Origin of the sequence: Pseudomonas sp. 7-41 (genome assembly GCF_021233075.1) — a bacterium.
GTDB lineage: Bacteria > Pseudomonadota > Gammaproteobacteria > Pseudomonadales > Pseudomonadaceae > Aquipseudomonas > Aquipseudomonas veronii.
Genome location: NZ_CP089551.1, coordinates 1,441,104 through 1,462,720, shown reverse-complemented (window position 1 = coordinate 1,462,720; position 21,617 = coordinate 1,441,104). Strand labels below are relative to the sequence as shown.

The following is a 21,617-nucleotide window of genomic DNA, read 5'->3' as shown; positions in this document are numbered from 1 at the left end:
CGTTCTGAAAAAACTCAAGCGTGGCCCCCGGTTCATGGGCGCAACGCATCGAAAATGATCTGCACGTTGCCGAAGTACTGACCGGGGAGGTAACCGTCCTCAGGCTTCTGCGCGGCAATTTCCAGCAGCACCCGTTTGCCGACACGGGCCTCGGCTTCCGGCACCACGCGCATCGCGTCGAGCCCCAGCACCTGCTGATTGAAGGTGACGGTGAGCGCAATGTTGTCGCGGCCGTTGAACAGCACCGGCTCATAGGCGAGGTAAGCGTCCACCGCGCCCAACACGTTTTTCACATCGAAAGGCTCGCGCAGCGCACTCAGGGTTTCAGTCACCGGGTTCCAGCTCAGGGTTTGCTCACGCTCCAGAAAGCCGGGGTTGAGCGGCAATACATAGAAGTCACTGGTGGGGACTTTGACCGACACCTGGAACACCGCCTCCTCGCGGGCGGCCAGGGCGCTGAAGCTGAGCGCGCTCAACAGCGCCAACACGGCCCAGCGGCTCATCCTTTCACCTCTTGATTCTTCTGCGTGTCGCCTTCCACCAGCTTGAAGGTGTAGTGGCGCCCGGTTTGTTTATCGAAGGTAAAGGCACGCCCCGGCAGCACGTGGTTCTTGGTGGTCGGATGGCAATCGGTCGGCTTGCCGGCCACACAGTTCTTGAACTCGTCGACCACGATCACGCTGTTGCCGTTGTTGCGCAGTTCATAGCGGGTGGCGCCATCGTTGATGCGGGTGTCGTAGCGGGTGTCCTTGGGGCGCACGAAAAACACCGTGCCATAACCGGCCAGCACGCTGACGCCGGCCTGCAGGGTCTTTTGATATTCCTCACGCTCTTCTTCGGACAGGGCAAACGCGTCCTCTTTTTCCGGCACCACCGGGATGTAGCGCACCCGGAAGTAACGCTCGCTGGCGCGCTCGCCCATGTACAGCAAGCGCGTGCCCTGCATGCCGTTGGCCGGCACGATCAGGCGCGCGGGGCTGGCCATCAGGCCATCGCGGGCGCTGGCGTCGGCCTGGGATTGCACGGGAATTTCCTGGGGCACGCCGCTGGCGTCGTAGACGATTTCGAGGATCTCGACCTTGACGAACGCGGTGCTGGTGCCGCCGTTGAAGATGCGTTTGAGGTAGCTGCTCTTGCTCCCGTCCAGGTAGTCATAGACCACGCCGACGTTGATATTCGGGCCCGCCTGGACCCCCAGGGAAACCATCCACACGCCCAGGATTGCGGCTAATACTTTCATTGCTTTACACCTCATTAACGGTTGGCCTGAAGCCAACCCACTCGACTTGCGAAGCGCAAATACCCGCGCCCGAACAGGCCTATCCGTATCGATGTTCATGGCTTACACCCTGTGCGAATCACCCCGACGTCGGCCGCTCGAATGCGCTATCGGCCAAGGTATCCGGCGTGCAACGCAGGTCGCCGATCATCAGCACATCGTTTTCACTGCGGGCCTTGCTCGGGTCGAGGCGGAACTGACAGAGCAACTGGTTGCCCCGGCGCACTTCCAGGGTGGGCGAGCCGGCGTTCATTTCCATCGAGAAGAACCCGTCGACCTCGCTGACGCCACGGCTGGCATGGTTGATCACGTGATGACCCTTGAGCGGGCGGCCCTGCGGGTCGAGCAGGCGACCGAGCACGGTGACGGTTTTCATCACGCGGATCTTGCGGTAGTCCACCCCGCCCTTGTTGATGTGGTAGGCGCTGCGCGGCGGCTGGATGTTCGCCGCCGGCGGGTGGTTGCCGTCGAAGTCGAACGCCACCGAGCCGGTCCGGTAGGCGGTGAGCGGCACGAAGTTGCGCCCCGGCCGCAGCGCGGTGCTGCCACCGCTGAGGTCGTCGGCGCGCAGGGTGATGTCGTCGAGGTCGGTTTCCACATCGACGATCATGCCCGCGCCGTCGCCGTGGTACTGGCTGGTCAGGGCCACCTTCTGGCCGCCGACGGCGAAGGTGCTGTGCAGGTTGAGGCCGCCGGTGAGGTTGCCGTTGAAGGAGGAGCGCTGGGCAAACGCATCGCCGGCGAGCATGTCGCCGTGGAAGCTGGTCATGCCGGACAGGCCGACGCCGTAGGTATCGGTCAGCACGGTGGCCGAGACGTTCTGCAGCACATGGCCGCTGAGGTCTTTGCGGTAGGTCAGCGAGCCATTGTTGTCACGCTTGCCGTCGCGCGAGGTGCGCGAGCCGATGCTGCCCGACCACTGCTCGCCCGGCCCACCGAGGGCCAGGTTGAGGGTCAGGTCGACGCCGCGGTTGCGCCGGTCGCCGGTGCTGCGGCTGGCGGGGCGGTCGAACAGCGACAGGCGCCAATTGGCATCGCTGCCGAACAACCGGTCGTGCTTGCTCCAACCCAGGTCCAGGCCGACGCCCTCGACGTTGCCCTGGCTGTGGGACAGGCGTGCATTGAGCGAATGCTGGTTGATCAGGCGGTGATTGATCGACAGCGACGAGGTACTGGTCTGGCCGACGAAGGTTTGCCGGGTGCGCAGCCGCGTGCCGTCGGGCAGCGTGTCGTAGGTGTTGCGGGTGTCCAGCCAACTGCGGTTGTGGCTGGCGATCACGCTGCCGGCGCCATAACTGTAGAGGCCTTGCACGTCCATGCCGGTGCCGTGGTCCTGGGTCTGGTAGACGTTGGCGTACAGGCTCGCCTGGGTCGCCAGCGTCCAGTCGATGGAAGCGCCGTATTGCATGCGCTCCTGCACCTGGCGCCCGGACAAGCCGACGATCACACGCGGGTGCAGCAAATAATTGAGCGAAGCGCCGGCGGTCATGTCGCCTTTGTCGCGTTGCTCCCAGTTGTTGAACAAGGTGCTTTCGCGGCCGGCGAACACGTTGTAGCGCCAGCGCTCGTCATGGTTGCGCCAGTTGTTGGGCTTGTACACCAACTCCTGGGTAGTGGCGGTGACCTGGCCGTCCTCGACCAGGCGCACTTCCACTTCATAAATGCCACCGGGCAACGGCCGCGTATCGATGCTCTGCAAACCGGCGGCCACCGCCTGGGTGTTGATCAGCAGGCCGTTGCGGTAAATCTCCACCGAGCCCTGGCGGTTGGAGGTGACGTAGATCGGGTACACGCTGGGCTTGGGGTTGCTGATGGCCAGGCTGTCGGAACTGCCGAGCATCGCACCCACGGCGATATCCGGCGCGGCGCCGAACGCGCGCGGCTGGCGATTGAGCCCCTCGGAGGTGGGCGTGAAATAGCCCAGGCGCAGGAACTGGCCTTCGAATTCGCGCTGGGCGTACAGCGAATACAGTGCGTGATAAAGCTGGGTGTCCGGCCCGCCGAGGCGTGCCAGTTGCAGGTTGAGCGCATGGCTCCAGTTCCCCAGGCTACTGCTGGCTTCAACCCCGAAACGTCCGCCGAGTTCCTGCGCTTGGCCGCCGTTGAGGTTCAACTGGTTGCTGACAATCAAGCCCGTGCTGCCGTCCTGGGGCTGGTGGTAATAACGCTGATGATCGGTGTCGTGCTCGGCGTTCTCCGTGAGGATCGAGACCAGCGAGTTTTCCAGGTTGTAATGCACCGCCAACATCTTCTCCGGGCAGGTTTGCGTGCAACTTCCCAGGGCCGCGCCTTGTTGCAGGTAGTGGCTCCAGGTATCGCGCTCAGCGGGTTGTATCGGGCTGTCGCTGATATCGGTAAAGTCCAGCAGCGTGAGGCGGTCATCGCGCGAAAGTATCACCATCGCCTCGCCCAGAAAGACTTCGTCGCGTTCGATACGCACGGCCAGGGGCACATCAAAAAAATGCTCTTCGAATTCGCTCGGCAAACCTTTCGCCTGAGCCAGTAAACTGCGTGGCGTATAACTGTTATCAGCCGCCGCCCAGGCAGCCGAACAGGCAAGCAGGGCCAGCGCCGCCGCGATGGGTTTCATCGGGAACATGAACTTAATACTCTATGGCGAACTGCAAACCATCTGGAAACCGACCGCAGGCGAACACAACCTGCGGGCGGTGGGTGTGATCGATAAGGCGCGGCCTTATCGCGTGCCGGGTGCTTAGAAAGCGGTGCGCGGCACGTTGTCGAAGATCACGGTGGCGACGCTGGTGTAGAGACCGGTCTGGGTGTCCGCCGGCTTGGCGGCCTTGATGGTCATCATTTTTTGCAGGCCGGGGTTGGACTCTGCGTCGGCGGCCACTTCTTGCGGGCTACCGGTCAGGGCCACGGTGCCCAGGGTGATGGTCAGCGGGATCGAGTCCGTGCCGTTGGTGAGCGCCGCCGGGCCGTCCTGCAGGTAGGCGTCGATCGAGCCACCGGTGTTTTTCAGGGTGAACATCGAGGACAGCGTGCTCAGTTCGCCGGTCACAGTGTTGTAGGTCATGATTTCGTCGCGACCGAAGTTGGGGTCCAGGGGCTGGGCGTGGAACTGCTTGGTAGGGATGTCGGCCTTGATGTTGATCGTGGTGCTTGCATCGTTGGCGGCCATGGCAGCCGAAGAACCCAATACCGCAACAGCCAGCGGGAGCAGAACAGCAAACTTCTTGATCATGCTTGAATACCTAGTAGTCATTTAAAGGAAGGCGGTTAACTAAAAAGCAAGTCAAGACTCACTTCCAACTAACAGCGCGGCGCAATGTTCATTGTTTGGCTGAACATTCAACGCCGGGAAATATTCGACCAATGCGCTTTAAAAGTAAGCAGGCAAGCTCCGAGAAACATGCAGGCCAATAGGCCATTACGCTGGAGGAAGAAATGCAATAAATACGATTTTTAAAAAAACGACTGTAAGACGTTAATGACACACAGATAATTCAATAAAAGCAGTACAGTTATCAGGAGACACTTAACGCACAACTTCACATCTGTAGTATTGGAACTACACGAGGGCATCACTCTACGCCTTCAACGGCCACCGCCTAGATTGACGACGGTGTTATTGACGTAGGATCTGGACTTTTCCCCCCCCTGCCCGCGCCGGCAGGGGGGGTCAGGTTTACTGGACGTGGGTGAGTTTCACCACCTGATCGAGGGCCGAGAGCAGCCGTTCGAACGCGCTGAACCGCTCGTCCTTCAGTTCTGCCCAGCGCTCGATGAAGAAGCGGCCTTGATCGTCGATCTGCACCGGCGTGGAAAGGATCTCGCCGCTGCGCGAGTGATGCACCAGATTCACTTCATGGAGTGAAAGCTGCTCGACCATGAACTGCCCCGGTCGCGTCAAGCGTGAACGATCGGCGGGAACATAGGCGCGAGGAGGACGCATGCCAGGGACGCCGACAGCCAGGGTGAAGTCGCTGCGGATCGCCGTCAGCCGGTTGGGGTACAACGACGATCCGTAGGCGACGGTCCATTGCAGCCCTGAGCGCAGCTCGCTGGCCGTGCCCGCCGGTACATCTGAGAGCCGCAGGCTGATCGCCCCTTGCGTCTGGGCCACCCCCGCAATCCCTTCGACCGAATGCACATGGGCATTGCCCATGTGCGCCACCCACCTGTGCGCGCCCTCGGCAGCCTGGTCTTGACGGATGACCTCGCCGGCAAAGAAGTTGAACATCGCAATGCGCGACGTCTGCGGCGCGCTCATGCCCTTGGTGTGGTAGCTCGATACGCAATCCAATGCGCGGATGCGCAGGCCGTGTTTGCCTGCCACTTCCACGACGCTGGTGTAGGTGTGCGGCCCGCGGTACTCGGGCATGTGGCCCCGGTCGAGGGTCCACAGGCGGTCTTTGAGCGCTGGGGGCAATACGCCCGTGCGCTGGAAGGTATCCAGGTCGGCCTGGTGCAGGTCGGTGAACAGGTGCTCCATGTACAGGGTTTTGACGCCTTGCTGCTTGAGCGCCTTCATCTGATCGATCAGCAGCGCCTTGCTCGATTGCTCGACGTGGCTCTCGCAGACAATCAGCCCCCGAGCGTGTTGGTAGCTTTGCGCGATAAAGTCGGCGGGCGTGGTGTTCGCCGGCAGGTCCGGCAACGTCGGCCTGGGGGGCAGTTCAGGGGTTTTGAAGAACGCCTGCGCCGCTGTGTTCAGGCGCTCGCGGGTCTTGCGGAAGGCGCTTTCGGCAGCGGCGATTTTCGGGTTGAGCGACCCATAACGGGTGTCGAACGCATGCGCGCCTTTGCCCATTTCATGCAGCTCGGGGACGAACCGCGAGTCGATGTCGAACTCGCTGTACGCGTTTGCGCGGCCAGGCGCGGTGACAAATGCCGGGGGCGCCGTGTAGGCGGTTTGCAGGGTCAGCTTGAAGTCGGCTTTGGCCGCCGGGTCGTCGACGATCGCGCCGGGCGTATCGTTCCAGACGCCCACCGGTTGGCCGGGGGCGACGTCTTCGACGCGCACACTCAGGGTCTTTTGCAGGTCGGCCAGGCCCGGGGTCTGGGTGTGCGTGTTGAGACGGCGGCTGTCGACCAGGGCGACCCACCCTTCGCCGGGTTTTGCGCCGATGTCGGCCTCGATCAGCGTGTGGGAGTAGAAGTTTCGCTGGGCGTTGGGCCGAGGGCTGACCAGCGCGCCGTTTTTCAGGTTGAAGGCTTTGTCCACCTCGTAGCCGGTAGACGCGTCCAGCCCACAGACGGCGACGTTTTGCCGGCGCGCCGCAAGGATCAGGGCGCGATAGGAATGCGGCGAGTCGTTGGCGATCCCCAGGGCTGCCTCGACTTTTTTCAGGTACTCGCTGATGTGCCAGTAGCTGCCGCCGGCGTTGAACTTGTCCAGTTTGCCCCGGAACAGGTCGGCCGGCAGGTACTCGATGTACAGGCGCCGCACGCCCTGCTCGTAGAGGGTGTGCATATTGTCGATCAGCAGCTGTTTGGCGGCGAGCGAGCCAGGCACGGCGCCCACCACCAAGCCGGGGTTTTCCTTGAAGGCGCTTTCCAGGATGTGCCGATGGCTCGCGCTGGCTTCGAAGGCCAGTACATCGGCCCTGGGAACGATGGGATTGAGCTGGGCGAAGAACGTGTCGGCATCGCCGCGCAACTGCAGGTAGGCGTGCAGGTAAGGGGCCTGGAGCGGGGCCATTTCATAGGTCAGCAGGCTGTCGCGGGTGCCCTCGCCCAACAACTCATCGACGCTGGAGGTGTTGCGAAACTCCACGCTCAGAACGCTTTCGTAGTCTTTGGCCAGCTCCGGCGGAACTTCATAGCGCTGCAACGCGTGGGGGCTTGGCGCGGGGCGTTTCGGCGCCCCGCCGGTGAGGCCCGAGCGCACCCAGCGGCCCTCGGCGTTCTGGTTGACCAGGCGGGCGGTCGACACGAGTTTGCCGCTCACCGGGTCCTGGCGAAACAGCAGATAGCGACCCAGGGCATCGGGGGTTTTGCCCGCCCACAACGGCCGGCCCTCGAACCACACCGCCTGCATACCGGCGAGCGTGGGGCTCGGCGGCTGCAGTTGTTGGATCAACGCCATGGCCTGGCGCGGCGCTGCTGGGCGCATGAGGTGGCGCATCGGCCGGAGCAGCGGGCCGATGGACTTGAGTGCCGGGCGCAGGTCGGTGAACACCGCGCCGAGGCTGTTGCTCAGGTAGCCGACGAAGTGTTGCAGCGCCGCATCGGTGTCGCCCTGGTTGTAGGCGTGCAGGGCCAGCATGCCGTCCTTGAGCGCCAGCAGCAGGCCCAGGCTCAGGCTCAACACCGGGAACGGTGCGGTCGCAATGGCGATCAGCGGTTCGAGGCAACTCCAGACCAGGCCCATGATCATGTCGGTGCGATTGACCGTGGTGGCGGCAACGTCGTCGATCTTGCGTTGCAGCTTCATGTCGTGCAGCAGGTGACGCAGGTCGAGCACGGGCGGCACGCGCTCGATCGCGTCGTAGCGCGCCAGGCTCAGGTCGGTGCTGTTGAGGTCTGCGGGCAGGCCGGCCTGGGCGGTTTGCAGAAAACGCCGCACGCGCACCCGGGACTGCACACCGACGCGGGCGCTGAAGTAATCGAGCATGCCGTCGACTTTTTTCAGCAGGTAGTTGAACAGCCGGGCTTCGCGCAAGAACACGCCGTCCGGCGCCTGCGGTGTATAGAGCAACACCGGATTCGCGCCGTGGCTGAACAGCAAGGTGTCGATCACCCAGTCGCCGTCGATCATCAGGCGATGTACGTTGTAGATGCTGCGCGTCTCGACCGAGGTGTCGTCCAGGCTCTTGATGGCGCGTTCAAACCAATCCAGATCGACCTGGGCGATATGGCCTTTGAGGCGCGATTCGAGCGCCGCGCTGTGCAACTGCAACTGGTTGATCGCCAGCGTTGCGTCGCGGCGCAGGGCATAACCGGGGCTGGCCGGGTTTTGCAGTTTGGCCTGGACTTCATCGGCGTAGCGCTGGCCGATCCATACGCCGCGGACCGAAAGCGCGACGTTGCGCGGCGTGAGCTTGCTCAGGTCGACCCCGGCCGGGCCCATGAAGGTGGCGACGGTGTCGAACCTGGCGTCGAGAAACCCCAGCGAATCCTCATAACCATCGCGATACAGGCGGGTGTAGGACACCGACGCGGGGCGCGTCAACGCCGGGAAGTCTTTGGGGTAATGCACCCACACCGTATCGGGGTCGACATCGTTTTGCCGCTGGCGCCCCAGCAGGGCGTTGAGCTGCGTCTTGGCCTGGGCATGCAGGAAGCGCTCGAAGCTGATGAAGCGGGCGTCGGATAACGGGTTTTGCGCATAGGTGTTCGCCGCGCCTTCGGCGTTTTCCGCCAGTTGAGTCAGTTGTCGACGCTGGGCCTCGGTGGCGGCCCGGTACCACGTCGGGGTGCCCCAGTGGTAATCGTCGGTCTGCACCTCCAGCAGTTGGGCGCGCAGGGCCTTGAGGCAATCGGCGTGGTCGGCCGCCTGGCTGAAGGTGACGTGGCGATATTCCTGGCGCGCCGGAATGAAGCCCAGGCCAGCCATGAACGTTTCCAGACCCGCACGGGACTTGAGGGCGACTTGCCCCAGCAGATAAGCGCGCATGGTTTCGTCCGCGCACCAGCCGAGGATATGCGCCTGGCAGCCGGTTTCCGTGTCGAACCCATGAAACTGCTGGGCCTGCGGCGCTTCGGGGGTACACAGCAGCAAGCGCTGGATCGCGCCCTGCTCGTCGCGCTCGCGCAGCAGCCAGAGGTCCTTGAGCACACAGCCATTGAGCGCAACGCTGCTCGCGTGCAGTTGCGCGTCGGTGCCGCGACGCAGGCGGGTAACGCGTTGATAGTCGGCCTCGGTGATGTGGTTTTGCAGCGTGGCCGTGTAGGCCAGGGCATTGATGCGGCGGTCGAGCATCTGTTCGATGGCGGCGTGGATCTGCGGCTTGGCGTAGTACTCGCGGCGCACGGCCTCAAACTCCGCACGCGGTTTGAGGCTGTCGAGCAGGCTGACCAGATAGGCCGGGGTCAGGTCTTGATAGCGCTCGGGCAGTGGCGCGTCGGCATACGTGAGGGTGGTATTGAGCAAAAACGCCGAGCCGGGCAGTTCGTCGCCGGTGTGCAGGCCGCGCAGCGCCAGCGCGGTCAGGTTGTGTTTCTGCTCGTAGGCGCCGACCCTGGCCACACTGCGGCGCGTGCGGACTTGCAGGCGGTCGGGGTCCAGGTCGGTGATTTCCAGGTCAGCGGCCAGTTGTTCGAGCAACTGATAGCGCGCCAGGGCCTGCGGCGAGGCGGCATGGCCGAACAGGTTCAGCAGGGCTTGGCGGGCCTCGTCGTACTCGCTCAGCTGCCGCGCCAGGGCCTCGCGCTGGTGGCTCGGCGCGTTGCGATACCAGGCCGGGGCGCTGTGCTCCAGGCAACGGTCGAGCAGGCGCTGGGCGCGCAATTCCAGGCGCGGGCTGAGGTCGGGCAAGGCCGCGCGAATCGCGTCGTCCAACTCGGCAAGCAGCTGTCGGGCGCTATGGTCGGGGTTGGCGTCCAGGCTCAAGGCCCAATCGATATCCAGCGCGCGTTTGGCCAGCCTGGCGTCGTAGGTGTGTTCGCACAGCGGTTCGCTGTTGATGGGGACCAACTGCAGCGGCCAGACGCCCATGACGGACAGCCCCCAGTACTGGCGCGGCAGCAGGCGCATGAACTCCTTGCGCCAGCCGCCGACCGCCATCGTCTCGCGCAGTCGGCGGTTCATCTCGGCCAGCGAGCTGAACGACTCGAAGCCGCGGGCCGGCGTGAACAGCACGACGTAGCCGGCATCGTCGGCCGGGGTCAGCTGCGCGACCACGGGGGTGTTTTTTTCGGTCAGCACAAAGGCCCCGGCGAACTCGATCGTCTGGGCTCGATAGCTGAAAGTCAGCGCATAGATGCCCGGTCGAAAGCTCGGCCCGAGCCCTAGGTTCTGCACCAGACGGGCCTCTTCACGATGCAGCAGAGAGTCCTGGATATTGAGCCTGGCTTCGAGTTCCAACGCGACCAGGCCGGCGTCGTTGGCCATGAACGTGCGCAGGCTTTGGCCGCCCAACACCCCGGTTTCGTCCAGTTTCTGCAAGTGCGCCGTGAGGTCGCGCTTGAGCGTCGCCAGCCGTTGCTTGCCCTCGTCACTTTGCAGGTCGGCCTGCGCCACATCGGCATACAGCGCACGACAGCGGTCGAAGTGAGCGCGCGCGTGCGCCGTGAGCGTCTGGTTGAGTTTTTCAAGCTGTTGTAACTCGACGGGGAGCGGCCGCTTGGACAGTAACGGGGTGTCGGTTTCGAGCAACTGGTGACCGATCTGATGCAGATAACCGCGTATTTCCAAGGAGGTTGGCGAGTAAGGGGGAGAAATCAATGTGCTCATCGCACTGGCTCCATGCACATGGGAAGAGCCATCAGCATGCTGGGCGCATCACGCGGGACGGTGGTAGTTAAGTAGGCCGCGACCGTTGGTCGACTGATCTTGAACAGTCTAAAGATATATCTTAAGTTATATCTTAACAAAAACGGAGAGACCCAAAATGAGAGAGCATCATCCCCATCCCCATTCCCACGGCGACGGCCGCGACGGCTTCGAAAAACGCCCCGGCCGTGAACGCGGCGGTCGCGGCCCACGCGTGTTCGCCCCCGGCGACCTGAAGTTGCTGTTGCTGGCGCTGATCGCCGAGCAGCCGTGCCACGGCTACGACCTGATCCGCCAGATCGAAGGCCTGTTCGACGGCGCCTACAGCCCCAGCCCCGGTGTGATCTACCCGACCCTGACCTTCCTTGAAGAAAGCGAATTGATCAGCGGCGATGCCGAAGGCGGAAAAAAACGCTACACCATCACCGACGCCGGTCGTCTTTCTTTAAGCGAGCAGGCGATTGCACTGGAAGGCGTGCGAATGCGTATCGACGTGAGCAAACGCTCGCTGCGCGGCCATGATCGCCCGCCCGAAATCCACGAGGCGGTGCATAACCTGCGTCATGCCTTGCAACTGCACCACGGACGCTGGAGCGCCGAAGAAATCGCGCGGGTCGCCACGCTGCTCAATAGCACCGCACAAGCCATCGTCGACGGCCCGGCCGTTCAAGCTGTCCAGGGGGAAAATCAATGAATACGCCCGTCATCCATCGCGTCAGCCACGAGATCAAACGCCGTCGCCTCGACGTGCTGCGGGTGGTCGATATCACCCCGCGCATGCGCCGCATCACCCTCGGCGGCCCCGAACTGGCGGGGTTTGTCAGCCTGGGCAGTGACGATCACATCAAGCTGATGTTCCCGCAGAACGCCGCCGAGCAAGCCGCGCTGCAAAGCCCGACCTTCAGCATCAAGGGCGATGGCCCGCAGCCGGCCATGCGCGACTACACGCCACGGCGTTTCGACCTGAGCCTCGGCGAGTTGGACATCGACTTCGTGCTGCACGGCGACGGCCCCGCCTCCACCTGGGCCGAGCAGGCTCAAGTCGGCCAGCACCTGTACATCGGCGGCCCACGGGGCTCGATGATCGTGCCGGACATCTTCGACAGCTACCTGCTGATCGGCGACGAAACCGCCCTGCCCGCCATCGCCCGCCGCCTCGAAGAACTGCCGGCCGGGCGCACGGTGCTGGCGGTGATCGAAATCGCCGATGCGGCGGAACGGCAAGCACTGCAAAGCGCGGCCGAGGTGGAAGTGATTTGGGTGGTGCGCGGCCAGGCCGACCTGCTCGACACCGTGCGCGCACTGACGCTGCCGAGCGGTGCGCTGTACACCTTCGTCGCGATGGAAACCAAGCTGTCGCGCCAGGTGCGCCGGGTGCTGCTGGATACGCACAAGGTCGATGAAGCGTTCCTCAAGGCCGTCGGCTACTGGCGCGCCGAGGGCAGTGAGGAAGAATGAGTCATCCGTGGGGTTTGATGCTTTTATCCAACCCCACCACCGCCAGAGCAATCAGCACGAACCCCGCCAGAATCCCCCCGGCATTCACGAACACCTGTGGATAACCGAGGGTGCCGACGTCGAAAAACGGATACTGGTATTGCCCGAGCAAATCCCCGCGCAGCAGCACATAGGCGAAGTACACCAACGGGTACAACACCCACAGGCCAATGTGTTTGCACTGCAACGTGCCCTTGGGCACACAGCGCCACCAGTAGACGACAAACAGCAGCGGCATCACGTCGTGCAGCAATTCGTCGGCGATGAACTGGAACCCTTCGGGCTGCCACAGGTGCCGCAGCAGCAGGTTATAGGCCAGGCTCACCAGCACGATGCTGGCGACAATCGCGCTGCTGACCCTGGGCGCCAGGAAAAACCGCTTCGCCGCTGAATCACGATCAACCACGGCGTAGCTCAGCACCACCACCACCAGGGTGTTGGTCAACACGGTGAAGAAGCTGAAGAAGTTGACCAGACCGCCCAACAGGCTGGCGCCCGTCGACCAGCGCGAATAGAAAATCAGGTATTGCTGAATCGCCAACCCCACCCAACCGGCCAGGGCCGCCGCCGTCACACAGCGTTTCATGGGCTCAGTCCAACGGGCGTTTGGTACGCATCAGTTTCACGTACAGCCCTTCGACTTTCTCCCGCGCCCACGGGGTTTTGCGCAGGAACGTCAGGCTCGACTTGATGCTCGGGTCGCTCTTGAAACAGCGGACATCGATGCGCTCGGCCAGACCGCTCCATTCGTAGTGTTCCACCAGGGTGGTGAGGACGTGTTGCAGAGTCACGCCGTGAAGCGGGTCGTTGCTTGTCGCGGTCATGCCAGGCCTTTTGCAAAAAGAGGAAATACAGCCGCGCACCTTAGCCGACGGGGCGAACAGGTGGAAGCACCGCATTGAATATAGCCCCTGGGGAAAAGTTGCCCTTTTCAGGGCAAAAAGAGATGTTATATTGTAACGATAGCTATCAACCGTAAGCTGTTCGTTACCGTTTGCCGCCTTCTCTTTTTGTCGTTTGCCAAGGAATGTCCGATGTCCCTCTCCTCTGCCTGGCGCTTGTCGCCCCTCGCCGCCGCCCTGCTGATCTGCTCCGAAGCCCATGCGCTGGAACTGCAACCCCAAGTCATCACCGCCAACCCCCTGGGCAGCGCGCAACTGGCTTCGCCGACCACCGTGCTGGAAGGCGATGAGCTGACCCTGCAGCAAAAAGGCAGCCTCGGCGAAACCCTGAACAAGCAACCGGGCGTGTCGTCGTCCTACTTCGGCCCGGGCGCCAGCCGACCGATCATCCGCGGCCAGGATGGCGACCGCATTCGCCTGCTGCGCAACGGCGTGGGCGCGCTGGATGCGTCGTCGCTGTCCTACGACCACGCCGTGCCGCTGGACCCGGTCAACGTCGACCGCATCGAAATCGTGCGCGGCCCGGCGGCCCTGTTGTACGGCGGCAGCGCCATCGGCGGGGTGGTCAACACCTTCGACAATCGCATCCCCACCGAAGCCATCGAAGGCATCCACGGCGCTGGCGAATTACGCTACGGCGGCGCCGACACCACGCGCAGCAGCGCGGGCAAACTCGAAGCCGGCAACGGCACCTTCGCCCTGCACCTGGACGCGAATGCGCGGGAATTCAACGACCTCAAAATCCCGGGCCAAGCCCGCAGCCGCCACGCTCCGGAAGCCGAAGACGGCCCCGGCAAAAACGGCCGCCTGGGCAACAGCGACGGGCGCCAGGACGGCGGTGCGCTGGGCGGTTCCTACACCTGGGACGACGGTTATGCCGGGCTGTCCTACAGCACCTACGACAGCAACTACGGCTCACCCGCCGAACAGGCTGTGCGGATCCGCATGAAGCAGGACCACTACGCGTTTGCCTCCGAGGTACGCAACCTGCAGGGCCCGTTCACCTCGGTGAAACTCGACGCCGGCTACACCGACTACGAGCACCGCGAAATCGAAGGCGGCGAAACCGGCACGATCTTCAAGAACAAAGGCTATGAAGCCCGGGTTGAAGCGCGCCACCAGCCGCTCGGCCCGTTCGACGGCGTGGTCGGCGCACAAGTGACCCGCAACGAGTTCTCGGCCCTCGGCGAAGAAGCCTTCGTACCGCAGACCGACACCAACGCCGGCGCGCTGTTCATCCTCGAAGAAATGCAGGCCACCGAGCGCCTGAAACTCAGCCTCGGCGGGCGCCTGGAGCACACCAGCGTCGACCCGGACAGCAAAGGCAACGCGCGCTTCGCCAATGCCGACAAGACCAACGACTTCACCGCCGGCAGCCTGTCGTCCGGCGCGGTGTACACCCTCACGCCGATCTGGTCGCTGGCCGCAACCCTGGGCTACACCGAGCGCGCGCCGACCTTCTACGAGCTGTACGCCAACGGCGCTCACGTCGCCACCGGCACCTACGAGTTGGGCAACGCCAACCTGAAGAAAGAAAAAGCCGTATCCAGCGACCTCGCACTGCGCTTTGACAACGGCACGCACAAGGGCAGCTTCGGCGTGTTCTACAGCCGTTTCTCCAACTACATCGGCCTGCTGGGCACAGGTCGCACATTGAACGACGAAGGTGAAGAAGACGCCGGCGGCATCCCCGAATACGAATACTCGGGAGTGCGCGCCCGTTTCGCCGGCTTTGAAGCCCAGGATCACTGGACGCTCGGCGAAGGCGCCTACGGCAAGTTCGCACTGGAACTGTCGGGCGACTACACCCGCGCCACCAACCTCGACACCGGCGAAGCCCTGCCGCGCATCGCACCGCTGCGCCTGAACAGCGGCTTGCTGTGGGAACTGGACCGCTGGCAAGCGCGCATCGACATCGAACACGCCGCCGGACAAGGCCGTGTGCCCTCCAACGAAAGCGGCACCGACGGCTACACCACGCTGGGCGCCAGCGCCGGCTATCGCTTCAACGTCGGCGGCAGCCAGTGGCTGGCATTCGTCAATGGCGAAAACCTGACCAACCAAACCGTGCGCTACGCCAGCTCGATCCTGCGCGACATCGCCCCGGCAGCAGGCAGAAGCGTACAAGTGGGCCTGCGCACCACCTTCTAACTATCCAAAAAGAACCGCCCCACGATGCAAAACGAGGCTCTTGATCCGCTTTCGATCCAAAGCCCCCCACAATGCAAAGCGAGGCTCTTGATCCGCTTTTGATCCAAAGCACTCCACAATGCGAAGCGAGGCTCTTGATCCGCTTTTGATCCAAAGCACTCCACAATGCGAAGCGAGGCTCTTGATCCGCTTTTGATCCAAAGCACTCCACAATGCGAAGCGAGGCTCTTGATCTTGATCTGAGGCGCCCCGTTAAACCACGCTGGCCGAACGCAGGCTTGAATCCGTGGGCAACCCGGCAGGACGCCGGGTTAGCCGTCCTGGGCCAGGGATGGCCCATGACGGCGGCCCACGGATTCAAGCCGGAGTGAGGGCACACCGAGCACTAGCGAGGTGCCGAGTGGTGGGGCAAGAGCCCTTTGGTTACTTTGGGGCTTTTCCAAAGTGACCCGCCGTAAGGGCGGAACCCATAGCCGCCGTTACCGAAGAAACGGATATGCCCCCTCCCCCAAGGCCATCCACCAGCCCCCTAACAACAACCCCACCCCCTCATCCCACAGCGACATTCTGTCACTGTTACCAAATCCGAAATAATGCATCTTGCGATTTTCACTTTCTCTCAACGCCCCACCGCATTATCCTTGGCGGCAATAACCTGAAACGATTCACTCTCGGTCAACCCCAACCTACCGAACACCCCTCGCCACAAAGACAGCGCTGTCTCACACCCGACCGCGCCTAAAAATAAATCACCCCCCTGTGGATACCCCCCGCTATCCCCAGGAAAAACCGACTCACGCTGAACCAAGCCCGTGCCAAATCGTCATCTACAGTGAAGACACACGGGGACACATAATTCCAACGTCACGGAGAAACACACTATGAGCACTGATGGTGCCTCAAGCCCAAGCCGCCTACTGCCCAGGCTGCTAGGCGTCTTGCTGCTGATCATGGGCCTGGCCTTACTGGCCGGCGGTATCAAGCTGAGCCTGCTCGGCGGGTCGCTGTACTACCTGCTGGCCGGCATCGGCATCACCCTGACCGGCCTTCTGCTGCTGGCCACCCGCCGCGCCGCGCTGGGCCTATACGCACTGGTACTCTTCGCCAGCACCGTGTGGGCACTGTGGGAAGTCGGCCTGGACTGGTGGCAGTTGGTACCGCGCCTGGCACTGCTGTTCGCCCTGGGCATCGTCATGCTGCTCCCATGGTTTCGCCGTCCGTTGCTGCGTGGCCAATCGGCACCGCTGGGCACCGGCGCGCTGAGCGTGGCCGTGGTCCTGGCCGGAGCTGCCGCCGTGGCCAGCCAATTCACCCACCCGGGTGAAATCAAAGGCCAACTGGACCGCGACGCAGTACCGGGCATGGCCAGCGCCGCGCCGACCCAGGCCGATGGCGACTGGAATTCCTACGGCCGTTCGGCCTACGGCGATCGCTACTCGCCCCTGGCGCAGATCACCCCGGAAAACGCCCACAAACTGGTTCCAGCGTGGACCTACCGCACCGGCGACATCCCAGGCCCGAACGACCCGGGCGAGACCACCGCGGAAAACACCCCGCTGAAAGTCAACGGCATGCTCTACGTGTGTACCCCGCACAGCCAGGTGATTGCCCTGGACCCGGATACCGGCAAGGAAATCTGGCGTTTCGACCCGAAGATCAGCACCGAAGGTGCCGCAAACTTCAAGGGTTGGGCGCACATGACCTGCCGTGGCGTGTCGTATCACGATGACGCCGCCTACGCCTCCGAACAGAGCCCGACCGGCAGCGCCAGCCCGGCTGCCGCGCCGAACGCCTGCCCGAAACGCATCTTCGTGCCGACCGCCGACACCCGCCTGATCGCCCTGAACGCCGACACCGGCAAGATGTGCGAAGACTTCGGCGACAAAGGCCAGGTCGACCTGCGTGCCAATATCGGCAGCTTCGCCCCAGGCGGTTACTACTCCACTTCGCCACCGGCGGTGACCAAAAACCTGGTGGTGATCGGCGGTCACGTCACCGATAACGTCTCCACCGACGAGCCCAGCGGCGTGATCCGCGCGTTCGACGTCCACACCGGCAAGCTGGTGTGGAACTGGGACAGCGGCAACCCGGACGACACCACCCCGTTGGCCGAAGGCAAGACCTACACCCGCAACTCGCCGAACATGTGGTCCATGTTCTCTGTGGATGAAAAACTCGGCATGCTCTACCTGCCGATGGGCAACCAGATGCCCGACCAATACGGCGGCGACCGTACCGAAGACTCGGAAAAATACAGCGCCGGCCTGACCGCCCTGGACATCGACAGCGGCCACGTGAAGTGGACCTTCCAGTTCACCCACCATGACCTGTGGGACATGGACGTGGGCGGCCAGCCTTCGCTGATCGACATCAAGACCGAAGCCGGCGTGAAACAAGCGGTGATGGCGTCGACCAAACAAGGCAGCATCTACGTGCTGGACCGCGCCACCGGCCAACCGGTGGTGCCGATCCACGAAGTGGCCGTGCCGCAAGGCGCAGTCGCGGGCGATCACACCGCGCCGACGCAACCGAAGTCTGATCTGAACTTCATGCCACCGCCGCTCAAAGAGCGTGACATGTGGGGCGTGACCCCGTTCGACCAGATGCTGTGCCGCATCGATTTCAAATCCATGCGCTACGACGGTGCGTTCACCCCGCCTTCGCTGCAAGGTTCCATCGTTTATCCGGGTAACTTCGGCGTGTTCGACTGGGGTGGCATTTCCGTCGACCCGGTGCGCCAGATCGCGTTCGTGAACCCGAACTACATGGCGTTCAAATCGAAACTGATCCCGGCCGCCGACATTGCCAAGCAAGGCCCGCGCATCAGCGAAACCCAAGGCGTGCAGCCGAACAAAGGCGCGCCCTACGGCGTGATCCTCGAAGCGATGCTGTCGCCGATGGGCCTGCCGTGCCAGGCACCGGCGTGGGGTTATGTGGCGGCGGTCGACCTGACCACCCACAAAACCATCTGGATGCACAAGAACGGCACCGTGCGCGACAGCTCGCCGGTTCCGCTCCCGCTGACCATGGGCGTGCCTAGCCTGGGCGGCACTTTCACCACCGCCGGTGGCGTGTCCTTCCTCAGCGGCACCCTCGACCAGTACCTGCGTGCCTATGACGTGAAAAACGGCAAGCAACTGTGGGAAGGTCGCCTGCCAGCCGGTGCGCAAACCACACCGATGACCTACACCGGCAAGGACGGCAAGCAATACGTGCTGGTCATGGCCGGCGGTCACGGCTCCCTGGGCACCAAGCAGGGTGACTATGTGATGGCGTTCAAACTGCCGGATTAAGCAAAACCTGCAGCAAAACAAAGGCGGCTACCCTCACAGGTAGCCGCCTTTTTTGGTTGGCATCAGCCTCGCGCGCGCATGAAATCCCCCCAGCGCCGCACCAGGTAGTTGTGTTCATCCATCACCGAATTCCACACCGCGATATGCCCCATGCGCTGTTCATAGGAGCCGCCGTCGCGCACTTCGCCGATATCGATCAGCGGCAGGCCGTCGCTGCCCGGTAACTCTTCGCGCGCGGGCTTGCCGGCGTACCAGTAGTCCCATTCGGCGCTGGTCAAGTGATCGCGGCTGCGTGCCGGGTTGCCGATGTAGTAACCCTGGCGTGCCATCACCGCGCCCGGCCAGCCGGACAACCACCAATTGAGGTACGCATAAGCCGCGTCGAGCACCGGGCCCTGGGCATGGCGCGACAACGACAGGCCGCCGAACCAGGCGCGATAGCCTTCACGCGGCACCGCCAGGCGGTACTTCACCCCGGCGCGATGCAGGCGCATCAGGGTCGGCGACCACAGGCTCTGGATATCGATGTTCGGGCTGAGCATCAATTGCGCGGCTTCTTCATCGTCGGACCAGAACGCCGCGAAGTGCCCTTCCTTCTGCTTGCGCACCAGGATATCGGCGAGCACGTCGATCTCTTCGATGCTCATGTTGCCGATGTCCCTGAACCTCGCCAGCCCGGCGCCCTGCACCGCCAACGCGGCATCGAGCGCGCCGATGGCCGCGTCACTTTGCAACGCGGTGCGCGCGCGCAACAGCGGGTCGAGCAGCCAGCCCCAGCTTTCGTTGCTGCGGCTGAACGCCTCGGGCAGGCGCTCGGGGCGGTAGGCGAAGCTGTCGGCGTTGTGGGTCAGCGGCAACATGCTGATGCGTTCGGTGACCGTGCTGCCGAGGCTACCATCGTGCTGCACAAACAGCCGCTCGCTGGGCACGCTGCCACTGCCCAGGCGGTCGCTGGGCGACAGGCGACCGCGCTTGGGCAGGTCGTTGATCTCGTGCCACAAGGCGATGCGCCGCGTGTCGATGGGTTGGATCGCGCGGGCGGGCCATACGAAGTCGACGTTGTGGAACCACTGGTCGTACAGGTCGTAGCTGTCGGGCTGCATCACGGCGATGCGCTGGGCCTGTTCGACGTCATGCACCTGGTACACCAGGCGAATGCCCAGTTCCTGTTCGGCCCGCACGCGCAAGCATTCGAGCAAGGTCACCGACGTACCGAGGACTCTTAAGGTGATCATGCCGCGAACCGCCGTGAAAACGCCTCAAACGAGCGGCGCAGTAGCACCGGGTCGAGGCCGCGCAGGATAAACACCAGGCGCGATTGGCGGTCGCTGCCCGGCCACGCTGGCAGGTGGACCGGCGCATGCAGGCAGTGCTGCACACCATGAATGACGATGGGGGCCGAGCTTGCGTTCACGTTGAGCAGTCCTTTGACGCGAAGGATTCGTTCGCCATGGCATCTTAACAGCATCGACAACCACACTCCGAAACCGACCCAATCCAGCGGCCGGTCGAAGCTCAGGCAGCAGACTTGCGCGGCGCCGTGGCGGGCGGTGGTGGTCCGGTGCAGTTGCCAGCGCCTGACTTCGGCGGCCGGTTCGGCGCTGCGCAGACCTGCGCCGAGCAGCAGTTGATCGCCGCTGTGGATGTCGCGGCTATCAAGGATCGGCGTGCCCGCGTTCAGCGCCTGCAGGTGCAGGCGCAGCGGCGTGCAGTCGTCCACAAGGTCGGTCTTGCTCAGCAGCAAGCGATCCGCCGCCGCCACCTGGGCCAGCCATTCCGGGTGCAGGCGTTCCTGCAGGGCCGCGTGGCTGGCGTCGACCAGGGTGATGACCAGGCCGATATGAACACGCCCGCGCAGTTGCACGTCGTTGTTGAGGGTCGCGAGGATCGGCGCCGGGTCGGCCAGGCCGGTGGTTTCCAGGATCACCCGCTTGAAGGCCGGGATCTCGCCGCGCTCGCGGCGTTGCAACAGGCTGAGCAATGCGTCTTTGAGTTCGCCGCGAATCGAGCAGCACACGCAGCCGCCGGGCAGCAGCACCGTGTCCGGCGCCACCTCTTCCACCAGCAGGTGGTCGATGCCGACATCGCCGAACTCATTGATCAGCAGCGCCGTGTCGCCGAGGCTTTCGCCCTGCAGCAGGCGCGTGAGCAAGCTGGTCTTGCCACTGCCGAGGAAGCCGGTGATGACGTTGAGGGCAATACTCATATGTTACCTCCGCCCCTTGTAGGAGCGAGCTTGCTCGCGAAAATCGTCAACGATGACGCGGGCATCCTGGATGCACGCGGCGCTCTCGGGCTTTTCGCGAGCAAGCTCGCTCCTACAAGGGGCATTCCAAGTGATCGAGTAGTTGCGGGTCGAGGGGGTCCAACTGGCGCCCGAGCATGGTTTCGGCCGCTTGCCAGAGTTGATCCAGGCCGATATGAACACGTCCGCGCAGTTGCACGTCGTTGTTGAGGGTCGCGAGGATCGGCGCCGGGTCGGCCAGGCCGGTGGTTTCCAGGATCACCCGCTTGAAGGCCACCTCTTCCACCAGCAGGTGGTCGATGCCGACGTCGCCGAACTCATTGATCAGCAGCGCCGTGTCGCCGAGGCTCTCGCCCTGCAGCAGGCGCGTGAGCAAGCTGGTCTTGCCACTGCCGAGGAAGCCGGTGATGACGTTGAGGGCAATACTCATATGTTACCTCCGCCCCTTGTAGGAGCGAGCTTGCTCGCGAAAATCATCAACGATGACGCGGGCATCCTGGATGCACGCGGCGCTCTCGGGCTTTTCGCGAGCAAGCTCGCTCCTACAAGGGGCATTCCAAGTGATCGAGTAGTTGCGGGTCGAGGGGATCCAGCTGGCGCCCGAGCATGGTTTCGGCCGCTTGCCAGAGTTGATCCAGGCCGCTGGCCAACGCCTGCTTGCCGGTCGCGCCGAGCAGCAGGTACGACGCGCCCTGGAAGTCTTCGACCTTGAGCCGGAACACCGCCAGCACCTGGTTGATCGCGGCGATCCGGCGCAGGCGTTCGCGGCGCCGGGGCAACTCGTCGCCCAGGGGGTCGCTCCAGTGCAGGTCTTCGCCGAGCAGCCCGCAGAGTCCGCACATGGCTATAC

Annotated in this window: 14 protein-coding genes and 1 pseudogene; 4 read left to right on the top strand and 11 right to left on the bottom strand. The window is 63.5% G+C overall.

Translation table 11 applies throughout. The features are described 5' to 3' along the window. Positions 1–32: 32 nt before the first annotated feature. The 5 genes from LQ249_RS06520 to LQ249_RS06500 all read right to left on the bottom strand — a co-directional run bounded on the left by LQ249_RS06520 (position 33) and on the right by LQ249_RS06500 (position 10,640). The gene (locus LQ249_RS06520) at positions 33–503 is read right to left on the bottom strand and encodes a CS1 type fimbrial major subunit (RefSeq protein WP_017844573.1); all 471 of its coding nucleotides are present in this window, start codon (positions 501–503) and stop codon (positions 33–35) included. Beyond that, positions 500–1,240 carry a hypothetical protein gene (locus tag LQ249_RS06515; protein WP_017844572.1) on the bottom strand — a complete coding sequence of 247 codons (741 nt, stop codon included), beginning with the start codon at positions 1,238–1,240 and terminating at the stop codon, positions 500–502. The genes LQ249_RS06520 and LQ249_RS06515 overlap by 4 nt, the downstream gene beginning before the upstream one ends. Positions 1,241–1,358: 118 nt before the next feature. Beyond that, positions 1,359–3,878 (bottom strand): TcfC E-set like domain-containing protein, encoded by a 2,520-nt coding sequence (locus tag LQ249_RS06510; RefSeq protein ID WP_232566270.1) that lies wholly within the window; start codon positions 3,876–3,878, stop codon positions 1,359–1,361. Positions 3,879–3,992: 114 nt separating this feature from the next. After that, the gene (locus LQ249_RS06505; RefSeq protein WP_046384572.1) at positions 3,993–4,484 is read right to left on the bottom strand and encodes a CS1 type fimbrial major subunit; all 492 of its coding nucleotides are present in this window, start codon (positions 4,482–4,484) and stop codon (positions 3,993–3,995) included. A 444-nt stretch (positions 4,485–4,928) separates the two neighbouring features. Beyond that, on the bottom strand, positions 4,929–10,640 hold the full coding sequence (locus LQ249_RS06500) for a membrane-targeted effector domain-containing toxin (RefSeq protein WP_232566269.1): 5,712 nt from the start codon (positions 10,638–10,640) through the stop codon (positions 4,929–4,931). A 157-nt stretch (positions 10,641–10,797) separates the two neighbouring features. Here LQ249_RS06500 and LQ249_RS06495 point away from each other — a divergent pair, with 157 nt between their 5' ends. After that, a complete protein-coding gene (locus LQ249_RS06495; protein ID WP_201021930.1) occupies positions 10,798–11,373 on the top strand; it encodes a PadR family transcriptional regulator in 576 nt (191 codons plus the stop codon). Beyond that, positions 11,370–12,137: a siderophore-interacting protein gene (locus LQ249_RS06490; protein WP_057004319.1), complete on the top strand. Its 768-nt coding sequence runs from the start codon at positions 11,370–11,372 to the stop codon at positions 12,135–12,137. Before LQ249_RS06495 ends, LQ249_RS06490 begins: the two co-directional genes overlap by 4 nt. 1 nt (position 12,138) lies before the next feature. Here LQ249_RS06490 and LQ249_RS06485 read toward each other — a convergent pair whose 3' ends face one another. After that, entirely contained in the window at positions 12,139–12,762 is a 624-nt protein-coding gene (locus LQ249_RS06485) for a Pr6Pr family membrane protein (RefSeq protein WP_017844565.1), read from the bottom strand. A gap of 4 nt (positions 12,763–12,766) precedes the next feature. After that, a complete protein-coding gene (locus tag LQ249_RS06480; RefSeq protein WP_010212838.1) occupies positions 12,767–13,000 on the bottom strand; it encodes a VF530 family DNA-binding protein in 234 nt (77 codons plus the stop codon). Positions 13,001–13,210: 210 nt separating this feature from the next. Here LQ249_RS06480 and LQ249_RS06475 point away from each other — a divergent pair, with 210 nt between their 5' ends. Beyond that, complete coding sequence (locus LQ249_RS06475; protein WP_169863747.1) at positions 13,211–15,229, top strand: TonB-dependent receptor; 2,019 nt, start codon at positions 13,211–13,213, stop codon at positions 15,227–15,229. An 881-nt stretch (positions 15,230–16,110) separates the two neighbouring features. Continuing rightward, on the top strand, positions 16,111–18,522 hold the full coding sequence (locus LQ249_RS06470) for a glucose/quinate/shikimate family membrane-bound PQQ-dependent dehydrogenase (protein WP_046384576.1): 2,412 nt from the start codon (positions 16,111–16,113) through the stop codon (positions 18,520–18,522). 62 nt (positions 18,523–18,584) lie between these two features. Here LQ249_RS06470 and LQ249_RS06465 read toward each other — a convergent pair whose 3' ends face one another. The 4 genes and pseudogenes from LQ249_RS06465 to LQ249_RS06450 form a co-directional block, all read right to left on the bottom strand. Next, a complete protein-coding gene (locus LQ249_RS06465) occupies positions 18,585–19,757 on the bottom strand; it encodes an ABC transporter substrate-binding protein (protein WP_026139746.1) in 1,173 nt (390 codons plus the stop codon). Then, positions 19,754–20,728: a CobW family GTP-binding protein gene (locus LQ249_RS06460; protein WP_046384577.1), complete on the bottom strand. Its 975-nt coding sequence runs from the start codon at positions 20,726–20,728 to the stop codon at positions 19,754–19,756. Before LQ249_RS06460 ends, LQ249_RS06465 begins: the two co-directional genes overlap by 4 nt. Positions 20,729–20,882: 154 nt before the next feature. Beyond that, positions 20,883–21,197, bottom strand: a pseudogene (locus LQ249_RS06455) (GTP-binding protein); the annotation flags it as partial. Positions 21,198–21,309: 112 nt separating this feature from the next. Further along, positions 21,310–21,609 carry a hypothetical protein gene (locus tag LQ249_RS06450; protein ID WP_017844560.1) on the bottom strand — a complete coding sequence of 100 codons (300 nt, stop codon included), beginning with the start codon at positions 21,607–21,609 and terminating at the stop codon, positions 21,310–21,312. Positions 21,610–21,617 lie beyond the last annotated feature (8 nt).